General features: G+C 54.8%; 20 protein-coding genes and 1 pseudogene. 2 read left to right on the plus strand and 19 right to left on the minus strand.

Annotated features, from left to right (window positions below; genetic code table 11):
* Window positions 1-351 precede the first annotated feature (351 nt).
* Window positions 352-1,318: pseudogene (ldtC, locus tag SPH27_RS05890) on the plus strand (L,D-transpeptidase LdtC).
* Between the two features lie 75 nt (window positions 1,319-1,393).
* On the opposite strand, the gene bhsA reads toward ldtC, so the two are convergent.
* Window positions 1,394-1,651: a multiple stress resistance protein BhsA gene (bhsA, locus tag SPH27_RS05895; RefSeq protein WP_023616599.1), complete on the minus strand. Its 258-nt coding sequence runs from the start codon at window positions 1,649-1,651 to the stop codon at window positions 1,394-1,396.
* A 244-nt stretch (window positions 1,652-1,895) separates the two neighbouring features.
* Between bhsA and SPH27_RS05900 the strand changes: the two genes are divergently transcribed.
* Window positions 1,896-2,531 carry a TetR/AcrR family transcriptional regulator gene (locus tag SPH27_RS05900; protein ID WP_029739866.1) on the plus strand — a complete coding sequence of 212 codons (636 nt, stop codon included), beginning with the start codon at window positions 1,896-1,898 and terminating at the stop codon, window positions 2,529-2,531.
* Window positions 2,532-2,591: 60 nt separating this feature from the next.
* Here SPH27_RS05900 and SPH27_RS05905 read toward each other — a convergent pair whose 3' ends face one another.
* The 18 genes from SPH27_RS05905 to fabD all read right to left on the minus strand — a co-directional run bounded on the left by SPH27_RS05905 (window position 2,592) and on the right by fabD (window position 18,452).
* Window positions 2,592-3,131, minus strand: coding sequence for a glycine zipper 2TM domain-containing protein (locus SPH27_RS05905; RefSeq protein ID WP_008500779.1), 540 nt, complete (start codon window positions 3,129-3,131; stop codon window positions 2,592-2,594).
* Between the two features lie 193 nt (window positions 3,132-3,324).
* Window positions 3,325-4,629 carry an NAD(P)/FAD-dependent oxidoreductase gene (locus SPH27_RS05910; protein ID WP_023335290.1) on the minus strand — a complete coding sequence of 435 codons (1,305 nt, stop codon included), beginning with the start codon at window positions 4,627-4,629 and terminating at the stop codon, window positions 3,325-3,327.
* A 238-nt stretch (window positions 4,630-4,867) separates the two neighbouring features.
* Window positions 4,868-5,410, minus strand: coding sequence for an alpha/beta hydrolase YcfP (gene ycfP, locus SPH27_RS05915; RefSeq protein ID WP_008500781.1), 543 nt, complete (start codon window positions 5,408-5,410; stop codon window positions 4,868-4,870).
* Window positions 5,411-5,444: 34 nt separating this feature from the next.
* On the minus strand, window positions 5,445-6,470 hold the full coding sequence (nagZ, locus tag SPH27_RS05920; protein WP_182072587.1) for a beta-N-acetylhexosaminidase: 1,026 nt from the start codon (window positions 6,468-6,470) through the stop codon (window positions 5,445-5,447).
* Between the two features lie 11 nt (window positions 6,471-6,481).
* A complete protein-coding gene (gene thiK, locus SPH27_RS05925; protein WP_182072540.1) occupies window positions 6,482-7,306 on the minus strand; it encodes a thiamine kinase in 825 nt (274 codons plus the stop codon).
* Window positions 7,287-7,934, minus strand: coding sequence for a penicillin-binding protein activator LpoB (lpoB, locus tag SPH27_RS05930; RefSeq protein ID WP_023311160.1), 648 nt, complete (start codon window positions 7,932-7,934; stop codon window positions 7,287-7,289). Before lpoB ends, thiK begins: the two co-directional genes overlap by 20 nt.
* Window positions 7,935-7,944: 10 nt before the next feature.
* Window positions 7,945-8,319, minus strand: a complete 375-nt coding sequence (locus SPH27_RS05935; protein ID WP_023311159.1) for a YcfL family protein — start codon at window positions 8,317-8,319, stop codon at window positions 7,945-7,947.
* 1 nt (window position 8,320) lies between these two features.
* Complete coding sequence (hinT, locus tag SPH27_RS05940) at window positions 8,321-8,680, minus strand: purine nucleoside phosphoramidase (RefSeq protein ID WP_033145218.1); 360 nt, start codon at window positions 8,678-8,680, stop codon at window positions 8,321-8,323.
* 247 nt (window positions 8,681-8,927) lie between these two features.
* The gene (gene ptsG, locus SPH27_RS05945) at window positions 8,928-10,361 is read right to left on the minus strand and encodes a PTS glucose transporter subunit IIBC (RefSeq protein WP_023311158.1); all 1,434 of its coding nucleotides are present in this window, start codon (window positions 10,359-10,361) and stop codon (window positions 8,928-8,930) included.
* Window positions 10,362-10,659: 298 nt separating this feature from the next.
* Window positions 10,660-11,454 carry a metal-dependent hydrolase gene (locus SPH27_RS05950; RefSeq protein WP_029739870.1) on the minus strand — a complete coding sequence of 265 codons (795 nt, stop codon included), beginning with the start codon at window positions 11,452-11,454 and terminating at the stop codon, window positions 10,660-10,662.
* A gap of 10 nt (window positions 11,455-11,464) precedes the next feature.
* The gene (holB, locus tag SPH27_RS05955; RefSeq protein WP_094934967.1) at window positions 11,465-12,469 is read right to left on the minus strand and encodes a DNA polymerase III subunit delta'; all 1,005 of its coding nucleotides are present in this window, start codon (window positions 12,467-12,469) and stop codon (window positions 11,465-11,467) included.
* Complete coding sequence (gene tmk / locus SPH27_RS05960; RefSeq protein ID WP_182072538.1) at window positions 12,466-13,107, minus strand: dTMP kinase; 642 nt, start codon at window positions 13,105-13,107, stop codon at window positions 12,466-12,468. The genes holB and tmk overlap by 4 nt, the downstream gene beginning before the upstream one ends.
* A complete protein-coding gene (gene yceG, locus SPH27_RS05965) occupies window positions 13,097-14,119 on the minus strand; it encodes a cell division protein YceG (protein WP_048979223.1) in 1,023 nt (340 codons plus the stop codon). Before yceG ends, tmk begins: the two co-directional genes overlap by 11 nt.
* A gap of 2 nt (window positions 14,120-14,121) precedes the next feature.
* Window positions 14,122-14,931, minus strand: coding sequence for an aminodeoxychorismate lyase (pabC, locus tag SPH27_RS05970; RefSeq protein ID WP_096151214.1), 810 nt, complete (start codon window positions 14,929-14,931; stop codon window positions 14,122-14,124).
* A 120-nt stretch (window positions 14,932-15,051) separates the two neighbouring features.
* Window positions 15,052-16,293: a beta-ketoacyl-ACP synthase II gene (gene fabF, locus SPH27_RS05975; RefSeq protein ID WP_024909028.1), complete on the minus strand. Its 1,242-nt coding sequence runs from the start codon at window positions 16,291-16,293 to the stop codon at window positions 15,052-15,054.
* Between the two features lie 91 nt (window positions 16,294-16,384).
* Entirely contained in the window at window positions 16,385-16,621 is a 237-nt protein-coding gene (gene acpP / locus SPH27_RS05980; protein ID WP_003857954.1) for an acyl carrier protein, read from the minus strand.
* A 154-nt stretch (window positions 16,622-16,775) separates the two neighbouring features.
* Window positions 16,776-17,510, minus strand: coding sequence for a 3-oxoacyl-ACP reductase FabG (gene fabG, locus SPH27_RS05985; RefSeq protein WP_008500795.1), 735 nt, complete (start codon window positions 17,508-17,510; stop codon window positions 16,776-16,778).
* A 12-nt stretch (window positions 17,511-17,522) separates the two neighbouring features.
* The gene (gene fabD / locus SPH27_RS05990; RefSeq protein ID WP_033145214.1) at window positions 17,523-18,452 is read right to left on the minus strand and encodes an ACP S-malonyltransferase; all 930 of its coding nucleotides are present in this window, start codon (window positions 18,450-18,452) and stop codon (window positions 17,523-17,525) included.
* Window positions 18,453-18,455: the final 3 nt, after the last annotated feature.

The following is an 18,455-nucleotide window of genomic DNA, read 5'->3' on the forward strand; positions in this document are numbered from 1 at the left end:
GCGAAGCGGCGATTTACCGCCGGGAGCCCGGGTCACCAGGGTGGTGGCGATTGAGCCACCCTGGCTCGTTCACCGGTTATGTCGTTAAAGAGTAGCAAGGAACATGAAGTGAACGGAATGACCACCAGAGCCGTATGTTCCCCCTCACCCCAACCCTCTCCCTCAAGGGAGAGAGGGTCGTCCGTTCAGGCATTATTTTATGGGGATCCCTTCCCCCTGTTAGCCCGGCGCTACGGGGGACAATTTACAAACTCTTTGCACTTCACCCGATCTTCCCGACACACCCATTCGCCATAATTATGTTTAACGCCTTACAAAACAATAACCTTATCATTTACATGGATTATGGTGATGATGACCTCTTCGCGTTTTACTCGCTGGATGACTCTGTTTGCGCTGGCAGCCACCGTCGCGGTTGCGCTTCCCGCTCGGGCAAACACCTGGCCCCTTCCCCCTCCCGGCAGCAAGGTCGTGGGTGAAAACCGCTTTCATGTGGTTGAAAATAATGGCGGTTCGCTGGAAGCGATTGCCAAAAAATATAACGTCGGTTTTCTGGCCCTGCTGCAGGCGAACCCCGGCGTCGACCCGTACGTCCCGCGCGCGGGCAGCGTACTGACCATCCCGTTACAGACTATCCTGCCGGATGCCCCGCGCGAGGGGATGGTGATAAACCTGGCCGAGCTGCGTCTGTACTATTACCCGCCGGGTAAAAACGAAGTGACGGTCTACCCTATCGGTATTGGTCAGCTGGGCGGCGACACGCTGACGCCGACGATGGTCACCACCGTCTCGGATAAACGCGCGAATCCAACCTGGACCCCGACGGCCAACATTCGTGCCCGCTATAAGGCCCAGGGGATCGATCTTCCTGCCGTGGTGCCGGCAGGTCCGGATAACCCGATGGGGCACCACGCGATACGCCTCGCGGCATACGGCGGCGTCTACCTGCTGCACGGAACGAATGCGGACTTTGGCATCGGCATGCGCGTCAGCTCCGGCTGTATTCGTCTGCGCGATGACGATATCAAAACGCTGTTTAACGTCGTTACGCCGGGAACCAAAGTGAATATTATCAATACGCCGATTAAAGTTTCAGAGGAGCCCGGCGGCGTGCGGCTGGTTGAGATCCATCAGCCGTTATCGAAAAACATTGGCGACGATCCGCAGACGCTGCCCATTAACCTGAATGCCGCGATGGTAAGTTTCAAAAACGAATGCGAATACCAACAGCGTGGTGATGGAGCGTGCGATGGAAGCCCGGTCAGGCATGCCGACCGATGTCACCCGGCATCACGATGTCGTCCCGCAGTCGATGTAAATCAGAAATAAAAAAACGCCCTGCTGAGCAGGGCGTTTTTTATTGCAGTGGCATAAATGAGGGTTTATGCACGGCTTATTTGTAGATGACCGCCGTGCCGTGCAGGGTGTTAGGACCGGTCACTGAGGTGATGCGGTAAGATTTTGCACCCATCTCTTGCGCTTTTTGCGCCAGCTGATCTTCCAGGGAACCCAGGTTAGTACCTGCAGACGCAGAGATTGTCCCGACTTTATGCTGGTCAGCAGGGGTGGATTGTACCTGTACAGCAGCAAAGCTTGCGAAAGAGAGTGAACTCAGGACAGCGGCAGCGATGAGGGTTTTTACGTTTTTCATGTTGTTTACCTTTAGCAGATGAATTTGGAGGTCGTTAATCATTTAGTTAACGATCGATAGGTAAATCATAAATGTGATCCAGGTCACGCGTCAACATAATTTTATAACGAGCGTTAACTAAATTTTAAAATTGTTATTTTTCATACATATATGATTAATTTATTTTTAAGCATTCTGCACTGGTGGTGGGTTGCGTTTATTTTTATAATGGTCATTCACCAAACCAACAGAGGACCAACGGCAAATGACAACCGATGTCACGAGTTGTGCGAAGAAAAGCCGTGGCCGACCAAAAGTGTTTGACAGGGATGCAGCGCTTGATAAGGCCATGACTCTCTTCTGGCAACATGGGTATGAAGCAACCTCGCTTTCCGATCTGGTAGAAGCCACCGGAGCCAAAGCGCCGACGCTGTATGCCGAATTTACCAATAAAGAGGGGCTGTTCAGGGCGGTGCTGGACAGATACATTTCGCGCTTTGCGGCGAAACACGAAGCCCAGCTGTTCTGCGAAGAGAAAAGCGTTGAACAGGCACTTCGGGACTATTTCACCGCCGTCGCAACCTGTTTCACCAGTAAAGAAACGCCTGCGGGCTGCTTTATGATTAACACCTCTGCCACCCTTGCGGCGTCCTCTAAAGAGATTGCCAATACGGTGAAATCACGGCATGCCATGCAGGAGGAGACCCTCAGCGCATTTCTGGCTCAGCGCCAGCAGCGCGGTGAAATCCCCGCGCAATGCAACCCTCAGCTGCTGGCGCAATACCTGAGCTGTATTTTGCAGGGGATGTCGATCAGCGCCCGCGAAGGGGCCACGCTGGAAAAACTGCAGCATATTAGCGAAACCACGCTGCGGCTGTGGCCTGAGCTACTGAAAATCTGAAGCAAAAAAAAAGCTCCTCAGCCTGAGCGCATGAGGAGCTAAATTCAGAGAACATCTTTTTTACACTTTGTTATTCAGAACCAGCTGGCCGTTTCCATCCAGTGGAATTTGCGTGCCCGGGTCTTTATCCATGCGGATTTTGCCCTGCTGATCGCCAATTTTGTAGGTCACGTCATAGCCCAGCATTTTTTCCGACTTGTCATAGACGGTTTTGCAGCGTTGCTGAGTCGTGGTGTAGGTATCATTATCCTGCATCGCGCCCTGCACCTGGTTACCGGCATAGCCGCCACCCAGCGCGCCGACCACAGTCGCCACGTCTTTACCCCGGCCGCCGCCAAACTGGTGACCAATAACGCCACCCGCTACTGCACCCAGAACAGAACCGGCAATGCGGTTTTCATCCTGCACCGGACGACGGTGCGTCACGGAGACGTTACGGCACTCCTGACGAGGCGTTTTTACGGTTTCTTTAATCGGTGTAGCAGAAACCACCTGTGCATACTGCGGGCCGCGATCTAATACGTTGAGACTGGCAACGGCAGCCACACCTAACGCAGCCGCGACGCCAATCCCTATACCCGCCAACATTGATTTATTCACGGGACTTCCTCCTTTGTTGCTATTGGTAACAATTTTGCAATGGAGGCACGGCTTCGCCAATAAGATAAAGGATCAAAAAAGGGGCGTTGAGAGGAGATATATTGTATTTAGGAGAACTCTTAAGCAGTCAAACTGTGATCTACAGCATGAAATGCTAAAAACTCCCTCCGGAGGGCCCGGAGGGAGTGAAAGATTAGTGCAGCTTCAGACGCGGACGGATCACGCGGTTGATTCTGCCCACCAGCATCATCAGCCCGGTTTTGAAGTAGCCGTGCAGCGCAATCTGGTGCATGCGGTACAGGGAGATATACACGAAGCGGGCAATGCGCCCTTCTACCATCATTGAGCCGCGCATCAGGTTGCCCATCAGGCTGCCGACGGTAGAGAAGTTTGACAGTGACACCAGTGAACCGTGGTCTTTGTAGACATAGGCTTTCATTGGCTTGCCTTTGTACTGCGCCAGAATATTGTGCAGCACCAGGCTTGCCATCTGGTGAGCGGCCTGCGCGCGCGGCGGCACGAATCCACCTTCAGGACGCGCGCAGGAGGCACAGTCACCGATGGCAAAGATTTCAGGATCGCGCGTGGTTTGTAGCGTTGGCTCCGTAACCAGCTGGTTAATGCGGTTGGTTTCCAGACCGCCGATCTCTTTCATAAAGTCAGGCGCTTTGATACCAGCCGCCCAGACCATCAGATCCGCTTTGATATACTCGCCGTCTTTGGTGTGCAGGCCGCCTTCGTCGGCGCTGGTCACCATGGTCTGCGTCAGCACCCGCACGCCCAGTTTGGTGAGCTCATTGTGCGCCGCACCGGAAATACGCGGAGGCAGCGCAGGCAGGATACGTTCACCGGCTTCAACCAGCGTGACGTTCAGCGCTTCGTTAGTTAACCCTTTGTAACCGTAGCTGTGCAGCTGCTTCACCGCATTGTGCAGCTCCGCTGACAGCTCAACGCCCGTCGCGCCGCCGCCGACAATGGCGATATTCACCTTACCGTTCGCACCCATATTGCTGGTGTACTTCAGGAACAGGTTCAGCATTTCCTGATGGAAACGGCGCGCCTGGTGCGGGTTATCGAGGAAGATACAGTGCTCTTTCACGCCCGGCGTGTTGAAGTCGTTGGAGGTACTGCCCAGCGCCATGACCAGCGTGTCGTACGCCAGTTTACGCTCGGGAACCAGCAGCTCCCCTTTTTCATCGCGCAGCTCTGCCAGGGTGATGGTTTTGCTTTCACGGTTGATGTCCACCACCGAGCCCAGCTGGAACTGGAAATGATGGTTGCGCGCGTGCGCCAGATAGCTGAGCGCGTCCACGCCCTCATCCAGAGAACCGGTCGCCACTTCGTGCAGCAGCGGTTTCCACAGGTGGCTGTGGTTACGATCCACCAGCGTAATTTTGGCTTTTTTACCGCGACCCAGCTTCTTGCCCAGCTGTGTAGCCAGCTCCAGCCCGCCAGCACCACCGCCTACAATCACTATCTTTTTCAATGGCGTAGTCAACGTGACCCCCTCAAATTATTAACCAATTGTTAATTAAAAGTTATAAAAATAACCCTTAATTAACAACAGGTTACAGCACTGAAACCATTCAGGTGCATTGAGAATACCACGTCAGGCGCATTGGTCATACCAAAATTGATATGCATCAAGTTTTGATGGCTTAAAAGTAGACAATTCTGGTCAAAAAGAAAGCCCGGTACGCTTTCGCGGCCGGGCTTTGATGCATGCGGGTAATTGATTAACCCAGCGTTTTAAACGCTTTGATACGCTGCAGATGCGGAGAGATGTTTTTGAACTTGTGGGTCTGTTCTTCGTCCCAGACGATCTCATAGTAATGATGCAGGAGCTCTGCTGCCCGATGGCTGTTGAGCGCTTCATCATTACGGGAAAGGATCACCAGACAGCGGTCGCGGTTTTTCTCACGGAAGTTGCTCACGCACTTGGTCGCAATATCGACATACTCTTCCGGACGGTCAATTTTGCCTTCCATGTTCTCGTTCGGGAACAGGTTAGGATTGAACACCACCTGGCGAATGTCGCACAGGAAGCCAATCCGCTCCGCCCAGTAGCCGCCCAGCCCTACGCCGCAAATCAACGGGCGATCGTCGACGTTGAGCTGCAACATCTTGTCCACCTCTTTGAGCAGATGCTGCATATCATGCTTCGGATGACGCGTGCTGTAGCTGATCAACCGTACATCCGGATCGATAAACTGCAGCTGCAGCACCTTCTCATGATTGCCAGGACTGTTTGAGTCAAAACCGTGTAAATAGATGATCATCGTCTTCTCACCACGCTACGCCTTCCGGGAGGGTTTACAGGCTGGCTTTATGTGCCTGCCAGCGCTCATTCAGGTCTTCAAGCCGGGCGTTGACCGTCTTCCAGCGCGCCGAATCCATCAGCTCCTGACGGCTAAATGAACCTTTATGATACAATTGTGTAACACGCTCTGCATTGATCGGCGACAGGTTATCCAGCACGCTAACGGCACCTTTACGATTATTGCAGACCAGGATCATATCGCAACCTGCATCCAGCGATGCCTGACCGCGTTCAGCGTAGCTGCCCATGATCGCGGCCCCTTCCATCGACAAATCGTCAGAGAAAATCACGCCGTTGAAGCCCAGTTCCTGACGCAGAACGGTTTTCAGCCAGTGCGCAGAACCGCTGGCAGGACGCGGGTCGACGTCGCTGTAAATCACGTGCGCGGGCATAATGGCATCAAGCTTGTTATCGGTGATAAGCGACTGGAAAACCGACATATCTTTGGCGCGAATTTCCGCTTCCGGGCGCGGATCGCGCGGGGTCTCTTTGTGAGAATCCGCCGTCACCGCCCCGTGACCCGGGAAGTGTTTCCCGGTGGTTTTCATGCCTGCGTCGTGCATGCCGTCGATGAACCGGGTGGCCATTGCCAGCGCAATACACGGGTCTTCATGGTATGAGCGCTCGCCAATGGCAGCGCTGATATGCCCTACATCCAGCACCGGGGCAAAGCTGATGTCGATATCCATGGCAATCATTTCGCTGGCCATCAGCCAGCCGGCCTCCTGCGCCAGTTTTCCACCCTCTTCCGTGCCGAGCAGCGCGGCGAATGACTGGGCTGCGGGCAGGCGGGTAAAACCGTCGCGGAAACGCTGCACGCGCCCGCCTTCCTGATCGACGGCCACCACCAGATGATTGCGCGACGCGGCGCGGATCTGACGCACCAGCTCGCGCAGCTGCGCCGGATCGTGATAGTTGCGAGTAAACAGGATCAGGCCACCCACCAGCGGATGCGCCAGAATTTCACGCTCCTCCGCATCCAGCTCAAACCCTTCAACATCCAACATGACTGGACCCACATCCACCTCTCTTATCCTTTAGTTTGTAACTGACGCCAGGCATCGTCTGCCAGCGCAATAAATTGTTTGTCTCTGGACTGCCGATAGCGCATTTCAAACCAGCCAGCCATTAACATGACGACCCAGGGTCGCCAGCGCCTGACCTGACGCCTCAGCGCGTCGGGGTCAATATGTGCCACCCGGGCGTAGCCCCTGATGAGCATCTGCCGCGCGGCTTCACTCTCCGTCCAGACGGCCGCCAGCTCCAGCGCCACATCGCCATCTCCGGCATACTCCCAGTCGATAAGCCTGATGCCCGCTGGCGTATGAACAATATTCCCGGCATGAACATCCATATGCAGCGGCGCGAGCCGAATCGGCTGCGGCTCGCCCGTTTTACGCAGCCGCCTGAGATGTGCCAGCCACACTGGAGTACGTCTGTCAGGCAGGGCTTGCTGCCAGTAATGTTCAAGCAGCGGGAATAACGTAATTCGCCATCCCAGACGTGGCTGCCGGTGCAGATGATACAGCACCGCCGCAAGCTCCGGCGTGTCCGGCAGCGCGCTTTTAACTTCACCTTCCAGATAGTCGACGGCCATCCAGCCCTGTCTGAAAAAACGAGGGGCAGGTACGAGATCCGCCGGAAGACGTCTCAGGGCACGAAACTGACGACGGAAATGGGAGGCAGGCGCGTCGGGGTCGTGATTTTGCCGCAAGACCAGACGTCGTTCGCCCTGTTCTATAATGCAACTCGCGCCGCCAAGCCCGGAATGGGCCTGCGGCGCGATAAGGCGGTACTGAGGAAAATAGCGCGTCAGAATCTCTTCACGCGTGCCGTCATTGTTGCGTAACCGCACCTTTACCTGACCAGATAATTTCGCCTGTCTGAACCAGCATCAGCTGCATCTGCAGGGCTGGGGTATTCACGTTACCGGTGGCGTTAGAGTACAGCACATACTGTGCGCCAACGTTACGGGCAATGCCGATCGCCTTGCTGCGGGTACCGAGGCTATCCTGCGGCGACAGGCCCAGCTGCTGTTTGGCGACCGCGAGCTGCTGAGCCGAGACCAGCGTAAACTTGCCGTTGTTAGCCAGAGCATTGCGCAGGGTTTCCGTGGCTTCACCCGCGTTCAGCGAACCGTTGGTACGGTTGTTCACGCTGTCGACCAGCAATACGCTGCCCGCCGTCACGCCCTGCGCCTGCAGCATTTTGCCTACCATCGGCTGCATCGCCCCGTTCCAGTCGTAATGGCGCACGCGCGGCGTGGGCTGCGACGTCTGGTCCGGATGTTCAATCGGACCTGGCTGCGCCGGAATAGACGGTACAGACGGCACGGTTGGCTGCTGCTGCGTTGGCGGTGTCGGCTGTTCAGTACCCGGTTTAGCCTCTTCCACAGGCGCAGGCTGTTCAGTTCGGGTCACACACCCTGCAAGAAACAGAGCGAAAGCTGTCACGAGCGCATAGCGGCTCAAATTTTTAATCAAGGTTCACCCCTCAGAGATAAAGATAAAGTCTCACCTTATGCGCACCCAGATAGTTGGCGCTGCCATAGAGCGTTACCGACGACCTGGCCGGAATGGTGACGCTGCGCGGCGCCTCCAGCGGATGCATTTCAAGACCTCTTACGTCATACCAGAAAAAACGGTAGTGGACCGTCACCGGTTCATGTCTTTCATTAAAGAGCGTAGAGGAGGCAGATGAGTTGATTTCACTGATGGTCAACGCGGGCTGTTGCGCCGTGATGCCCGCGGCAAGCACGGAGGACTCCATGACCAGCGTCTGTTCATCATTCACGGGGATCGCCGGACGCGAGCTGCACCCCACAATCATCATCGCCATTACCAGCGCTGCAATACGCCCTTTCAGCATGTCAAAGACCTTTATGTGCCAGCATCGGCCCCAGAGGACGTCCACCCAGCAGATGCATGTGAATATGATAAACTTCCTGGCCACCATGGCGGTTGCAGTTCATGATCAGACGGTAACCATCTTCTGCAATCCCTTCCTGTTCAGCGATTCTGGCAGCCACCGTCAGCATACGACCTAACGCCACTTCATGCTCGGTTTTTACGTCGTTTACAGTCGGAATCAGAATATTGGGAATGATAAGGATGTGCGTCGGGGCCTGAGGGGAAATGTCCCGGAAAGCCGTCACCAGTTCATCCTGATAGACGATATCCGACGGGATTTCGCGGCGGATAATTTTACTGAAAATCGTTTCTTCAGCCATGACCTTTTCCTTTTTTGTTTAATCTGGCGCAATGCGTCCGCTGTAAACACACTCCCGGGATCGGTGTGTGACACAATCCAAGAGTATGAGCGAGTTTCTCCTGTCCTTTCAACCTCCTCCCTCGATTTCTTTCCTGAATGTTCATCAGCTGACTGAAGAGTGACCGCTCTCGCGTCTCAGTGGCGTTTTTTAAGACACAAATAAAAAAGGCAGCCATTCGGCTGCCTTAGTCTCCCCAGGTCACAACTTAGTTGCTGCGGATGTACTCATCCATTTCGGTTTTCAGGTTATCGGATTTGGTACCGAAGATTGCCTGTACACCAGAACCTGCAACAACTACGCCCGCTGCGCCCAGTTTTTTCAGACCCGGCTGGTCTACTTTCGCTACGTCGGCAACGCTCACACGCAGACGAGTGATGCACGCGTCCAGGTTAGTGATGTTCTCTTTACCGCCGAACGCTGCGACCAGTGCCGGAGCCATTTCGCTGGTAGCGCCAGCTTTGCTGTCTTCTGTCGCATCTTCACGACCCGGAGTTTTCAGGTCCAGTGCTTTAATCAGCACGCGGAAGATGGTGTAGTAAACAACGGCATAGCACGCACCCACGATTGGGAACAGCCACAGTTTGCTGCTGTTACCGGACAGAACGATGAAGTCGATCAGACCGTGAGAGAAGGACGTACCGTCACGCATACCCAGCAGGATACAGATTGGGAACGCCAGGCCCGCCAGAATCGCGTGGATAACGTACAGGATCGGCGCAACGAACATGAAGGAGAACTCGATCGGCTCGGTGATACCGGTCAGGAACGAGGTCAGCGCTGCGGAGATCATGATACCGCCCACTTTTGCACGGTTCTCTGGCTTAGCAGAGTGCCAGATAGCAATCGCAGCTGCTGGCAGACCGTACATTTTGAACAGGAAGCCACCAGACAGTTTACCTGCAGTTGGGTCGCCCGCCATGTAACGTGGGATATCGCCGTGGAATACCTGACCTGCTGCGTTGGTGAATTCACCAATCTGCATCTGGAATGGAACGTTCCAGATGTGGTGCAGACCGAATGGTACCAGGCAACGCTCGATGAAGCCGTAGATACCAAACGCCACAACCGGGTTCTGGTAAGCAGCCCACTGAGAGAAGGTCTGGATAGCAGAGCCGATTGGTGGCCAGATGAAGGACAGGATCACGCCAGTGAAAATCGCTGCCAGACCAGAGATGATCGGAACGAAACGCTTGCCCGCGAAGAAGCCCAGATACTCAGGCAGCTTGATGCGATAGAAGCGGTTAAACATATACGCTGCAATCGCACCGGAGATGATACCGCCCAGAACACCGGTGTCCGCCAGGTGTTTCGCGGCGATCTCTTCTGCCGGTAAATGCAGAACCAGCGGCGCAACCACAGCCATGGTTTTCACCATGATGCCGTAGGCAACCACTGCAGCCAGCGCAGAAACGCCGTCGTTATTGGTGAAGCCCAGAGCCACACCGATCGCGAAGATCAGTGGCATGTTAGCAAAGACAGAACCGCCTGCTTCGGCCATCACGTGGGACACTACGGCTGGCAGCCAGCTGAAGTTAGCAGAACCGACACCCAGCAGGATACCTGCGATAGGCAGTACGGATACTGGCAGCATCAGCGATTTACCGACCTTTTGCAGGTTAGCAAATGCATTCTTAAACATAATTGAGAGTGCTCCTGAGTATTTGTGCTTTTTTTTACGCTTTCACGCATTGGCCCGGGGGGAGTACCGTGCCGTGGACAGGACATCTAAGCGCCCTTTATTTATTACACAGAGTAAAATAATTCCCTCTGAGTTTGTTTGACGGCTATCACGTTTCAGCTTAAGGCGGTCGAAAAACTTTCAGTTATTTACAAAAAGCATGTCCGGATGTGTCTAAATACACACTCACCGCCCCAAATGAGGCGGTGAACTTTACTCGCTTTACTTATTAATTACGAGCCTAAAAAAAACAGGTGTATCAAACAGATTGCAGGCGGGCGGGGTCGATATGGAACAGCGTGGAGAAGTTTTCCGTCGTCACGCGGGCCAGCTCATCGATGCTGACGCCCTTCAGTACGGCCATGTACTCAGCCACGTCTCTCGTCATAGCGGGCTGGTTCTCTTTACCGCGATGCGGTACCGGTGCCAGGTAAGGAGAATCCGTCTCCACCAGAATACGATCGAGCGGAACATAACGCGCAGCATCACGCAGCTGCTCAGCGTTACGGAACGTCACGATCCCCGAAAACGAGATATAAAACCCCAAATCAAGCAGCTTCCCCGCCGTTTCTCTGTCTTCTGTGAAACAGTGTAGTACGCCACCGCAATCCGTCACGTTTTCTTCCCGGAGGATAGCCAGGGTATCCGCGCGCGCATCGCGGGTGTGGACGATAACCGGCTTATTCAGTTCCCGGCCAATGCGAATATGGTTGCGAAAGGACTCCTGCTGGCGCGGTTTGGTTTCCGGCGTGTAAAAATAGTCCAGACCGGTCTCGCCCATCGCTACCACGCCCTCTTCTGCTGCCAGTCGGCGCAGATCCTCAACGTCGTAGGCCTCGTCCTGATTCAGCGGGTGCACGCCGCAGGAGAACACCACGTTATCGCGAACGCCCACCAGCTCACGCATGGAGCGGTAGCCCGGCAGCGTCGTCGCCACCGCAAGACAGAATTTCACATCGCGGGCAGCGGCTTTTGCCAGCACGTCATCCACGTTTTTATGCAGGGATTGATAATCCAGGCCATCAAGATGGCAGTGTGAGTCGACTAAAAACATAATGTCTCTCTCAGAGATGGGAAACTGGCGGTGTGACGCCGGGTTGCAGGTAATGTTCGATACGCAGTAACTGGTCGGTCAGTAAAAGCTCGCGATTAAGACCCGTCACGGTTAAAAGCTGTTCACGGCTCTGGCAGATGTCATGGAGCATCGCGTGAAGAATCTTCCCTGAGAGGCGGTTCGCCAGCGTATTCACCAGCGGCAACGCGTCCGGGTTGGTCAGAAGCGTAGCCCCCTGCTGGATTTTGAGCGCATCCAGCAGTAGGGAGGCCAGCCAGTGCAGACGATCAACGGCCCGATCGCTGTTAAGCGCAGGCAGTAAACTTAGCCAGTCGTGACTGTTCAGCGACGCATCTACGGCCCGGCAGAGCGTTTCTCGCTCTGACCAGACGTCAGGCTGCAGTAGTGCCAGCGCCGCCGCGGGCGCGCCGCTGCTCAGGCGCAAGGCGGACAGCGCACTCTCAGGTGACGTTGTCACCTCTCGTTCAAGCCAGCTCAGCGCCCACGATTCCTGAGGTACTGCAAGGTGATGAAGACGACAACGGCTACGCAACGTCGCCAGCAATCGTCCCGGGTCACGGCATGAGAGGAAAAACCACGTTTTAACCGGCGGCTCTTCCAGGGTTTTAAGCAGGGCGTTAGCCGCCGCCTCGGTAAGCAGCGTGGCGTCTTTAAGCCAGACCACTTTTGCGCCGCCCAGTCGCGCGTGTTCATACAATTTTTCACTGACTTCACGCACGGCATCGATACCGAGCGCGCTTTTACCCTTCTCAGGCTCAAGGGTGTAGTAGTCAGGATGCGTGCCCGCCTGCATCAGCTGGCAGCCACGGCATTTACCACAGCTCTTGTGCCCTTCCGGCTGCTGACACATCAGAAAACGGGTGATGGCATAAATCAACGCATCATCACCCATTCCTGGCAACGCCTGAATCAGTAACGCATGATGCCCCCGACCCGCCTGATAGCTGCCGATCAGCTGTTCAAAGTGTGGGCGCAACCATGGATACCATTTCATGCCTGCTGCTCCTGCACCCACTGCGTAATGGTGTGCTGAATGTCGCGCGTAACGTCGTCCAGAGACTGCGTCGCATCGATGGTACAAATTGAGCTGTCCTGTGCGGCCAGCTCAAGATAGCGCGCACGGGTGCGGTTAAAGAAATCAAACGACTCTTGTTCAATGCGGTCCAGCTCGCCGCGCGCGCGGGCACGTTTGAGACCCACTTCCGGGGTCACATCCAGATAGAGCGTCAGGTCGGGGCGAAAATCACCCAGTACGGCATTACGTAGCGTTGCCAGCATTGTCTGGTCGATGCCGCGTCCTCCGCCCTGATACGCCTGAGTCGACAGATCGTGACGGTCGCCGATAACCCACTTGCTCTCGGCCAGGGCGGGTTTGATCACCGTCTCAACCAGCTGAACGCGCGCCGCGTAGAACATCAGCACTTCGGCTTTGTCAGTGATAACTTCGTCGCCGACGGATTTGATATCAAGTACCAGGCTGCGCAGCTTTTCAGCCAGCTGCGTGCCGCCCGGCTCGCGGGTAAATACCATGTCCGCCACGCCAAGCGCTTTGAGCGTATCCACCACCACGTTGCGGGCGGTGGTTTTACCCGCCCCTTCGAGTCCCTCAATGACAATGTATTTACTGCGCATTTTTTTCCTTAAGTGCCTTCAGATAGTCCTGAACAGAGCGATTGTGGCTGGCAAGGTTGGTGTTAAAGGTATGCCCCCCTTTTCCATCAGCCACAAAATAGAGATACGGTGTTTTAGCCGGATGCGCGGCGGCTTTGAGCGACGCCTCGCTCGGCGTGGCGATCGGGCCCGGCGGTAAACCGCTAATCACGTAGGTATTATACGCCGTTGGCGTCTCCAGATCTTTTCTTGAGATTTTGCCCGTGTAGCTCTCGCCCATGCCGTAAATAACGGTAGGGTCGGTTTGCAGACGCATCCCGATGCGCAGACGGTTGATAAATACTGACGCAACCCGATCGCGCTCAGCAGCGACGGCCGTCTCTTTCTCGATGATCGAGGCCATAGTCACGAACTGGTTCGGATCGCTGTAAGGCAATCCTTCCATCCGCCCTTCCCAGGCGGCATCTACGGCGGCAACCATTTTTTTGTGCGCCCGCTTCAGGATAGCCACATCGGTCGTGCCTGCCGTGTACATCCAGGTGTCTGGCCAGAACCAGCCTTCCACCCATTCCGGATGTTCAAACTTCAGCGCTTCTGCCACCGTCTGATAGCTATCGTCTTTTAACGTATGTTTGATATACGGCGCGTCACGCAGCTGTTTGAGGTAATCACTCAGGCGCATCCCTTCCACAAACCGCAGGGGGAACTGGGCTTCTTTACCGCTTTCCAGCAGCTGCAGCATCTCTCTGACGGTCATTCCCGGCGTAAAGCGATAGGTACCGGCTTTGAAATGTGACAGCTCAGGTTCCACGCGCAATAGCCACTGGAATACGCGTGGACGATTAATAATCTTGTCGCCATAGAGCTGTTCCCCAAGCGCCTGACGGCCGGTTCCCGCTTTCAGGGTAAAGATCGTTTCCTCTTTAACCAGGATCTTGCTGTTCGCCAGCTGGCGAACTTTCCATACGCCTGCTCCGCCGGCGACGCCCAGCGCAACGATGAGGATAAGGACAACGCGCAACATTTTTTTCATGACTATCTGGTTTGCTCACATATCGGGGCTAAAAACTGAAACAGCTCGCGTGAAGACCAGCGTTGTTGGCCATACGCACGGACGGGTACAACAGGCATAAGCGCATTGCAGATGATGACTTCATCGGCGTTCTGTAGCGCTGCTTCTCCTGCGCTAACTTCGACAACGCGAAAGCCAGAGCGTGCCAGCTGTTGCAGACAAAACTGACGCATTAACCCATTTACGCCAGCGTGTTCCAGCGACGGAGTGAACACCTCTTCCCCCTGCCGCCAGAGTAAATTAGCCGCACAGCATTCCGTAATGAACCCTTCGCTGTCAAGAACCAGCGCCTCATCGGCGTCCGTCTGTTCAAGATGAGTACGAATGAGCACCTGCTCCAGGCGATTGAGATGCTTAAGCCCGGCCAACATCGGGTTTCGTCCCAGTCGTACTGGGCTCAGCGTCAGCGTGATGCCGTCTTCTCGCCAGCGAGTGTAATGCGCGGGATAAGCAGAAACGGAGAGAATACGCGTAGGGTTGATACACGATGCGGCGCTGTAACCCCGGCCTCCACTGCCGCGGCTGATGATGACTTTGAGTACGCCGCTGTCCTTCCCGCTTGCCAACTGGCACATTTCCTGTCGCAACGTGTCCCAGTGCGTAAAGGGGATCATGAGCTTTTCACAGCCATGCTGCAGGCGTCGAATGTGCGCCTCCAGCAGGCAGACATCGCCGTCCAGAATGCGCGCCGTCGTAAAGCAACCATCACCGAACTGTATCGCCCTGTCGCTGGCAGGCAGCGTGTCCTGCTCAAGGCCATTGATTAAAAACATGGTGGCTCCTTATGCGTGGGCAATTAGTCTGGCAGGATGTCATGCAGCCGACAAGAAGATTAGGCTTAATAAAAAAGGCCCGGCAAGCGGACCTTTTTAAATGCTATCGGGACGTCAGGATCAGATCTTTTTGAAGATCAGAGAGCCGTTGGTGCCGCCGAAGCCGAAGGAGTTACACAGGGTGTACTCCATACCGCTAACCTGACGCGCTTCGTGAGGAACGAAGTCCAGATCGCAACCTTCATCCGGGTTATCCAGGTTAATGGTTGGCGGAACAGCCTGATCGCGCAGCGCAAGGATGGAGTAGATTGACTCTACTGCACCCGCCGCACCCAGCAGGTGACCGGTCATGGACTTGGTGGAGCTCACCATTACGCGGCTGGCAGATTCGCCGAAGATAGACTTAACCGCCTGAGCTTCAGCTTTATCGCCTGCAGGCGTAGAAGTGCCGTGCGCGTTCACGTAGCCAATTTGTGCTGGGGTAATACCCGCATCACGAATCGCGTTTTCCATCGCCAGCGCAGCACCCGCGCCGTTCTCAGGAGGAGACGTCATGTGGTAAGCATCGCTGCTCATGCCGAAACCAACGATTTCAGCATAAATTTTCGCGCCGCGTTTTTTCGCGTGTTCGTACTCTTCCAGTACGATCATGCCCGCCCCGTCGCCCAGCACGAAGCCGTCACGGTCTTTATCCCACGGACGGCTCGCCGCCTGCGGGTTATCATTGCGGGTAGACAGCGCACGCGCCGCACCAAAACCGCCGACACCCAGTGGGGTACTGGCTTTTTCAGCACCGCCCGCAACCATAGCATCTGCATCGCCGTACGCAATAATGCGCGCGGCCTGGCCGATGTTATGTACGCCAGACGTACAGGCCGTCGCGATTGAAATGCTTGGCCCACGCAGGCCGAACATGATGGTCAGGTGACCCGCCACCATGTTAACAATCGTGGACGGAACGAAGAACGGGCTGATCTTACGCGGGCCACCATTCATCAGAGATGTATGGTTTTCCTCGATCAGGCCAAGACCGCCAATCCCGGAGCCGATAGCGGCGCCAATACGGGTTGCGTTCTCTTCCGTAATCACAAGGCCAGAATCCTGCATGGCCTGAACGCCAGCGACAATTCCATATTGAATGAAGGCATCCATCTTGCGCTGTTCTTTGCGCGAGATGATCTCTTCACAGTTAAAATCCTTTACTAAGCCAGCAAATTTCGTTGCATAGGCGCTAGTATCGAAATGGTCGATTAGGCTGATGCCGCTCTGACCGGCAAGGAGAGCTTTCCAGGTGGACTCTACGGTATTGCCGACAGGAGACAACATGCCAAGTCCGGTCACAACTACACGACGCTTAGACACGTTTGTCCTCCAGGGAGGGATAAAAAAAGAGATTCGTGGGACTAAAAAAGATAAAACTCAGGCGGTCGAATGACCGCCTGGAGATGTTCACTTACGCCTGGTGACCGTTGATGTAATCAATGGCAGCCTGAACGGTGGTGATCTTCTCAGCTTCTTCGTCCGGAATCTCAGTATCAAACTCTTCTTCCAGAGCCATTACCAGCTCAACGGTGTCAAGAGAATCTGCGCCCAGGTCTTCAACGAAGGAAGCGGAGTTCACAACTTCTTCCTGCTTAACGCCCAGCTGTTCGCCGATAATTTTCTTAACGCGTTCTTCGATAGTGCTCATACTCTTAAATTTCCTATCAAAACTCGCTTTCGCGATGGTTTTCGTAGTGTATAAAATGTTGAAAAATTTGCAACTAAATCCCGGCAGTTCGTACCACGATTTTACGTTATTTTGAGGCCATTCGCCCTAATAACGCAAATATTTTTCATCGTGGTTAAACCATATACATCCCGCCGTTGACGTGGAGGGTCTCACCAGTGATGTAACCCGCTTCGTCAGAGGCTAAAAATGCAACCGCACTGGCGATTTCTTTAGGGTCGCCAAGACGACCCGCCGGAACTGCCGCCAGCGTACCCGCACGCTGCTCATCAGTCAGCGCACGCGTCATGTCCGTTTCAATAAAGCCCGGAGCAACAACGTTTACAGTAATACCGCGGGACGCGACTTCACGCGCCAGCGACTTACTGAAACCAATCAGACCTGCTTTCGCCGCAGCGTAGTTAGCCTGACCAGCATTTCCCATGGTACCAACCACAGAACCGACAGTGATAATACGTCCATGACGCTTTTTCATCATAGCGCGCATTACCGCTTTTGACAGACGGAATACAGATGACAGGTTGGTTTCGATGATATCGTTCCACTCGTCGTCTTTCATTCGCATTAACAGGTTATCGCGAGTGATCCCGGCATTGTTTACCAGAATATCCACTTCACCAAACTCTGCGCGAATATTTTCCAGAACAGATTCGATAGATGCAGGTTCGGTCACATTCAGTACCAGACCTTTACCATTTGCACCCAGATACTCGCTGATGGCCTGAGCGCCATTCTCGCTGGTTGCTGTACCAATCACCTTCGCGCCGCGCGCAACCAGTGTTTCAGCAATTGCACGCCCGATACCGCGGCTTGCGCCAGTGACCAGGGCGATTTTTCCTTCAAAACTCATGGTATTCCTCTTTTATTGCGAGAGTGCCGCTGACATCGCTTCCGGCTCGTTAATTGCCGAGGCTGTCAGGGTGTCAACAATACGTTTTGTCAGACCGGTGAGGACTTTACCTGGGCCGACTTCATACAGGTGCTCAACGCCCTGAGCGGCCATAAACTCAACGGTTTTAGTCCACTGTACCGGGCTGTAGAGCTGGCGAACCAGCGCGTCACGGATCGCTTCCGGCGTGGTTTCGCATTTCACATCGACGTTGTTCACAACGGAAATCGTCGGTGCGTTAAACGTAATTTTTTCCAGCTCAACCGCCAGTTTTTCGGCAGCAGGCTTCATCAGCGCACAGTGAGACGGCACGCTGACCGGCAGCGGCAGCGCACGCTTAGCACCCGCTGCTTTACAGGCCGCACCCGCACGTTCAACCGCTTCTTTATGACCGGCAATAACCACCTGGCCCGGCGAGTTGAAGTTTACCGGAGAGACAACCTGGCCTTCAGCAGATTCTTCACACGCTTTTGCAATTGCAGCATCATCCAGACCGATGATGGCAGACATGCCGCCCGTGCCTTCCGGCACCGCTTCCTGCATGAATTTACCGCGCAGTTCAACCAGACGTACCGCGTCAGCAAACGCGATCACGCCGGCACACACCAGCGCAGAGTATTCACCCAGGCTGTGACCCGCGAGCAGCGCTGGCGCTTTACCGCCCTGCTGCTGCCAGACACGCCACAGCGCAACGGACGCGGTCAGCAGCGCTGGCTGGGTCTGCCAGGTTTTGTTCAGTTCTTCGGCCGGACCCTGCTGGGTCAGCGCCCATAAATCATAACCCAGTGCATCAGAAGCTTCACGGAAAGTCTCTTCAATTACCGGATAGCGTGCTGCCATTTCAGACAACATCCCAACGGTTTGAGAGCCCTGTCCCGGGAACACAAAAGCAAATTGCGTCATTTT

The sequence above is a fragment of the Enterobacter sp. A103 genome, assembly GCF_034427535.1.
Classification (GTDB): Bacteria; Pseudomonadota; Gammaproteobacteria; order Enterobacterales; family Enterobacteriaceae; genus Enterobacter; species Enterobacter asburiae_B.

What these genes read in the sequence shown, in the direction of transcription:
- bhsA (WP_023616599.1), bottom strand. Translation starts at nt 1,651, where the DNA reads ATGAAAAACGTAAAAACCCTCATCGCTGCCGCTGTCCTGAGTTCACTC.
- SPH27_RS05900 (WP_029739866.1), top strand. Translation starts at nt 1,896, where the DNA reads ATGACAACCGATGTCACGAGTTGTGCGAAGAAAAGCCGTGGCCGACCA.
- ycfP (WP_008500781.1), bottom strand. Translation starts at nt 5,410, where the DNA reads ATGATCATCTATTTACACGGTTTTGACTCAAACAGTCCTGGCAATCAT.
- SPH27_RS05935 (WP_023311159.1), bottom strand. Translation starts at nt 8,319, where the DNA reads ATGCTGAAAGGGCGTATTGCAGCGCTGGTAATGGCGATGATGATTGTG.
- hinT (WP_033145218.1), bottom strand. Translation starts at nt 8,680, where the DNA reads ATGGCTGAAGAAACGATTTTCAGTAAAATTATCCGCCGCGAAATCCCG.
- ptsG (WP_023311158.1), bottom strand. Translation starts at nt 10,361, where the DNA reads ATGTTTAAGAATGCATTTGCTAACCTGCAAAAGGTCGGTAAATCGCTG.
- SPH27_RS05950 (WP_029739870.1), bottom strand. Translation starts at nt 11,454, where the DNA reads ATGTTTTTAGTCGACTCACACTGCCATCTTGATGGCCTGGATTATCAA.
- holB (WP_094934967.1), bottom strand. Translation starts at nt 12,469, where the DNA reads ATGAAATGGTATCCATGGTTGCGCCCACACTTTGAACAGCTGATCGGC.
- tmk (WP_182072538.1), bottom strand. Translation starts at nt 13,107, where the DNA reads ATGCGCAGTAAATACATTGTCATTGAGGGACTCGAAGGGGCGGGTAAA.
- yceG (WP_048979223.1), bottom strand. Translation starts at nt 14,119, where the DNA reads ATGAAAAAAATGTTGCGCGTTGTCCTTATCCTCATCGTTGCGCTGGGC.
- pabC (WP_096151214.1), bottom strand. Translation starts at nt 14,931, where the DNA reads ATGTTTTTAATCAATGGCCTTGAGCAGGACACGCTGCCTGCCAGCGAC.
- acpP (WP_003857954.1), bottom strand. Translation starts at nt 16,621, where the DNA reads ATGAGCACTATCGAAGAACGCGTTAAGAAAATTATCGGCGAACAGCTG.
- fabG (WP_008500795.1), bottom strand. Translation starts at nt 17,510, where the DNA reads ATGAGTTTTGAAGGAAAAATCGCCCTGGTCACTGGCGCAAGCCGCGGT.
- fabD (WP_033145214.1), bottom strand. Translation starts at nt 18,452, where the DNA reads ATGACGCAATTTGCTTTTGTGTTCCCGGGACAGGGCTCTCAAACCGTT.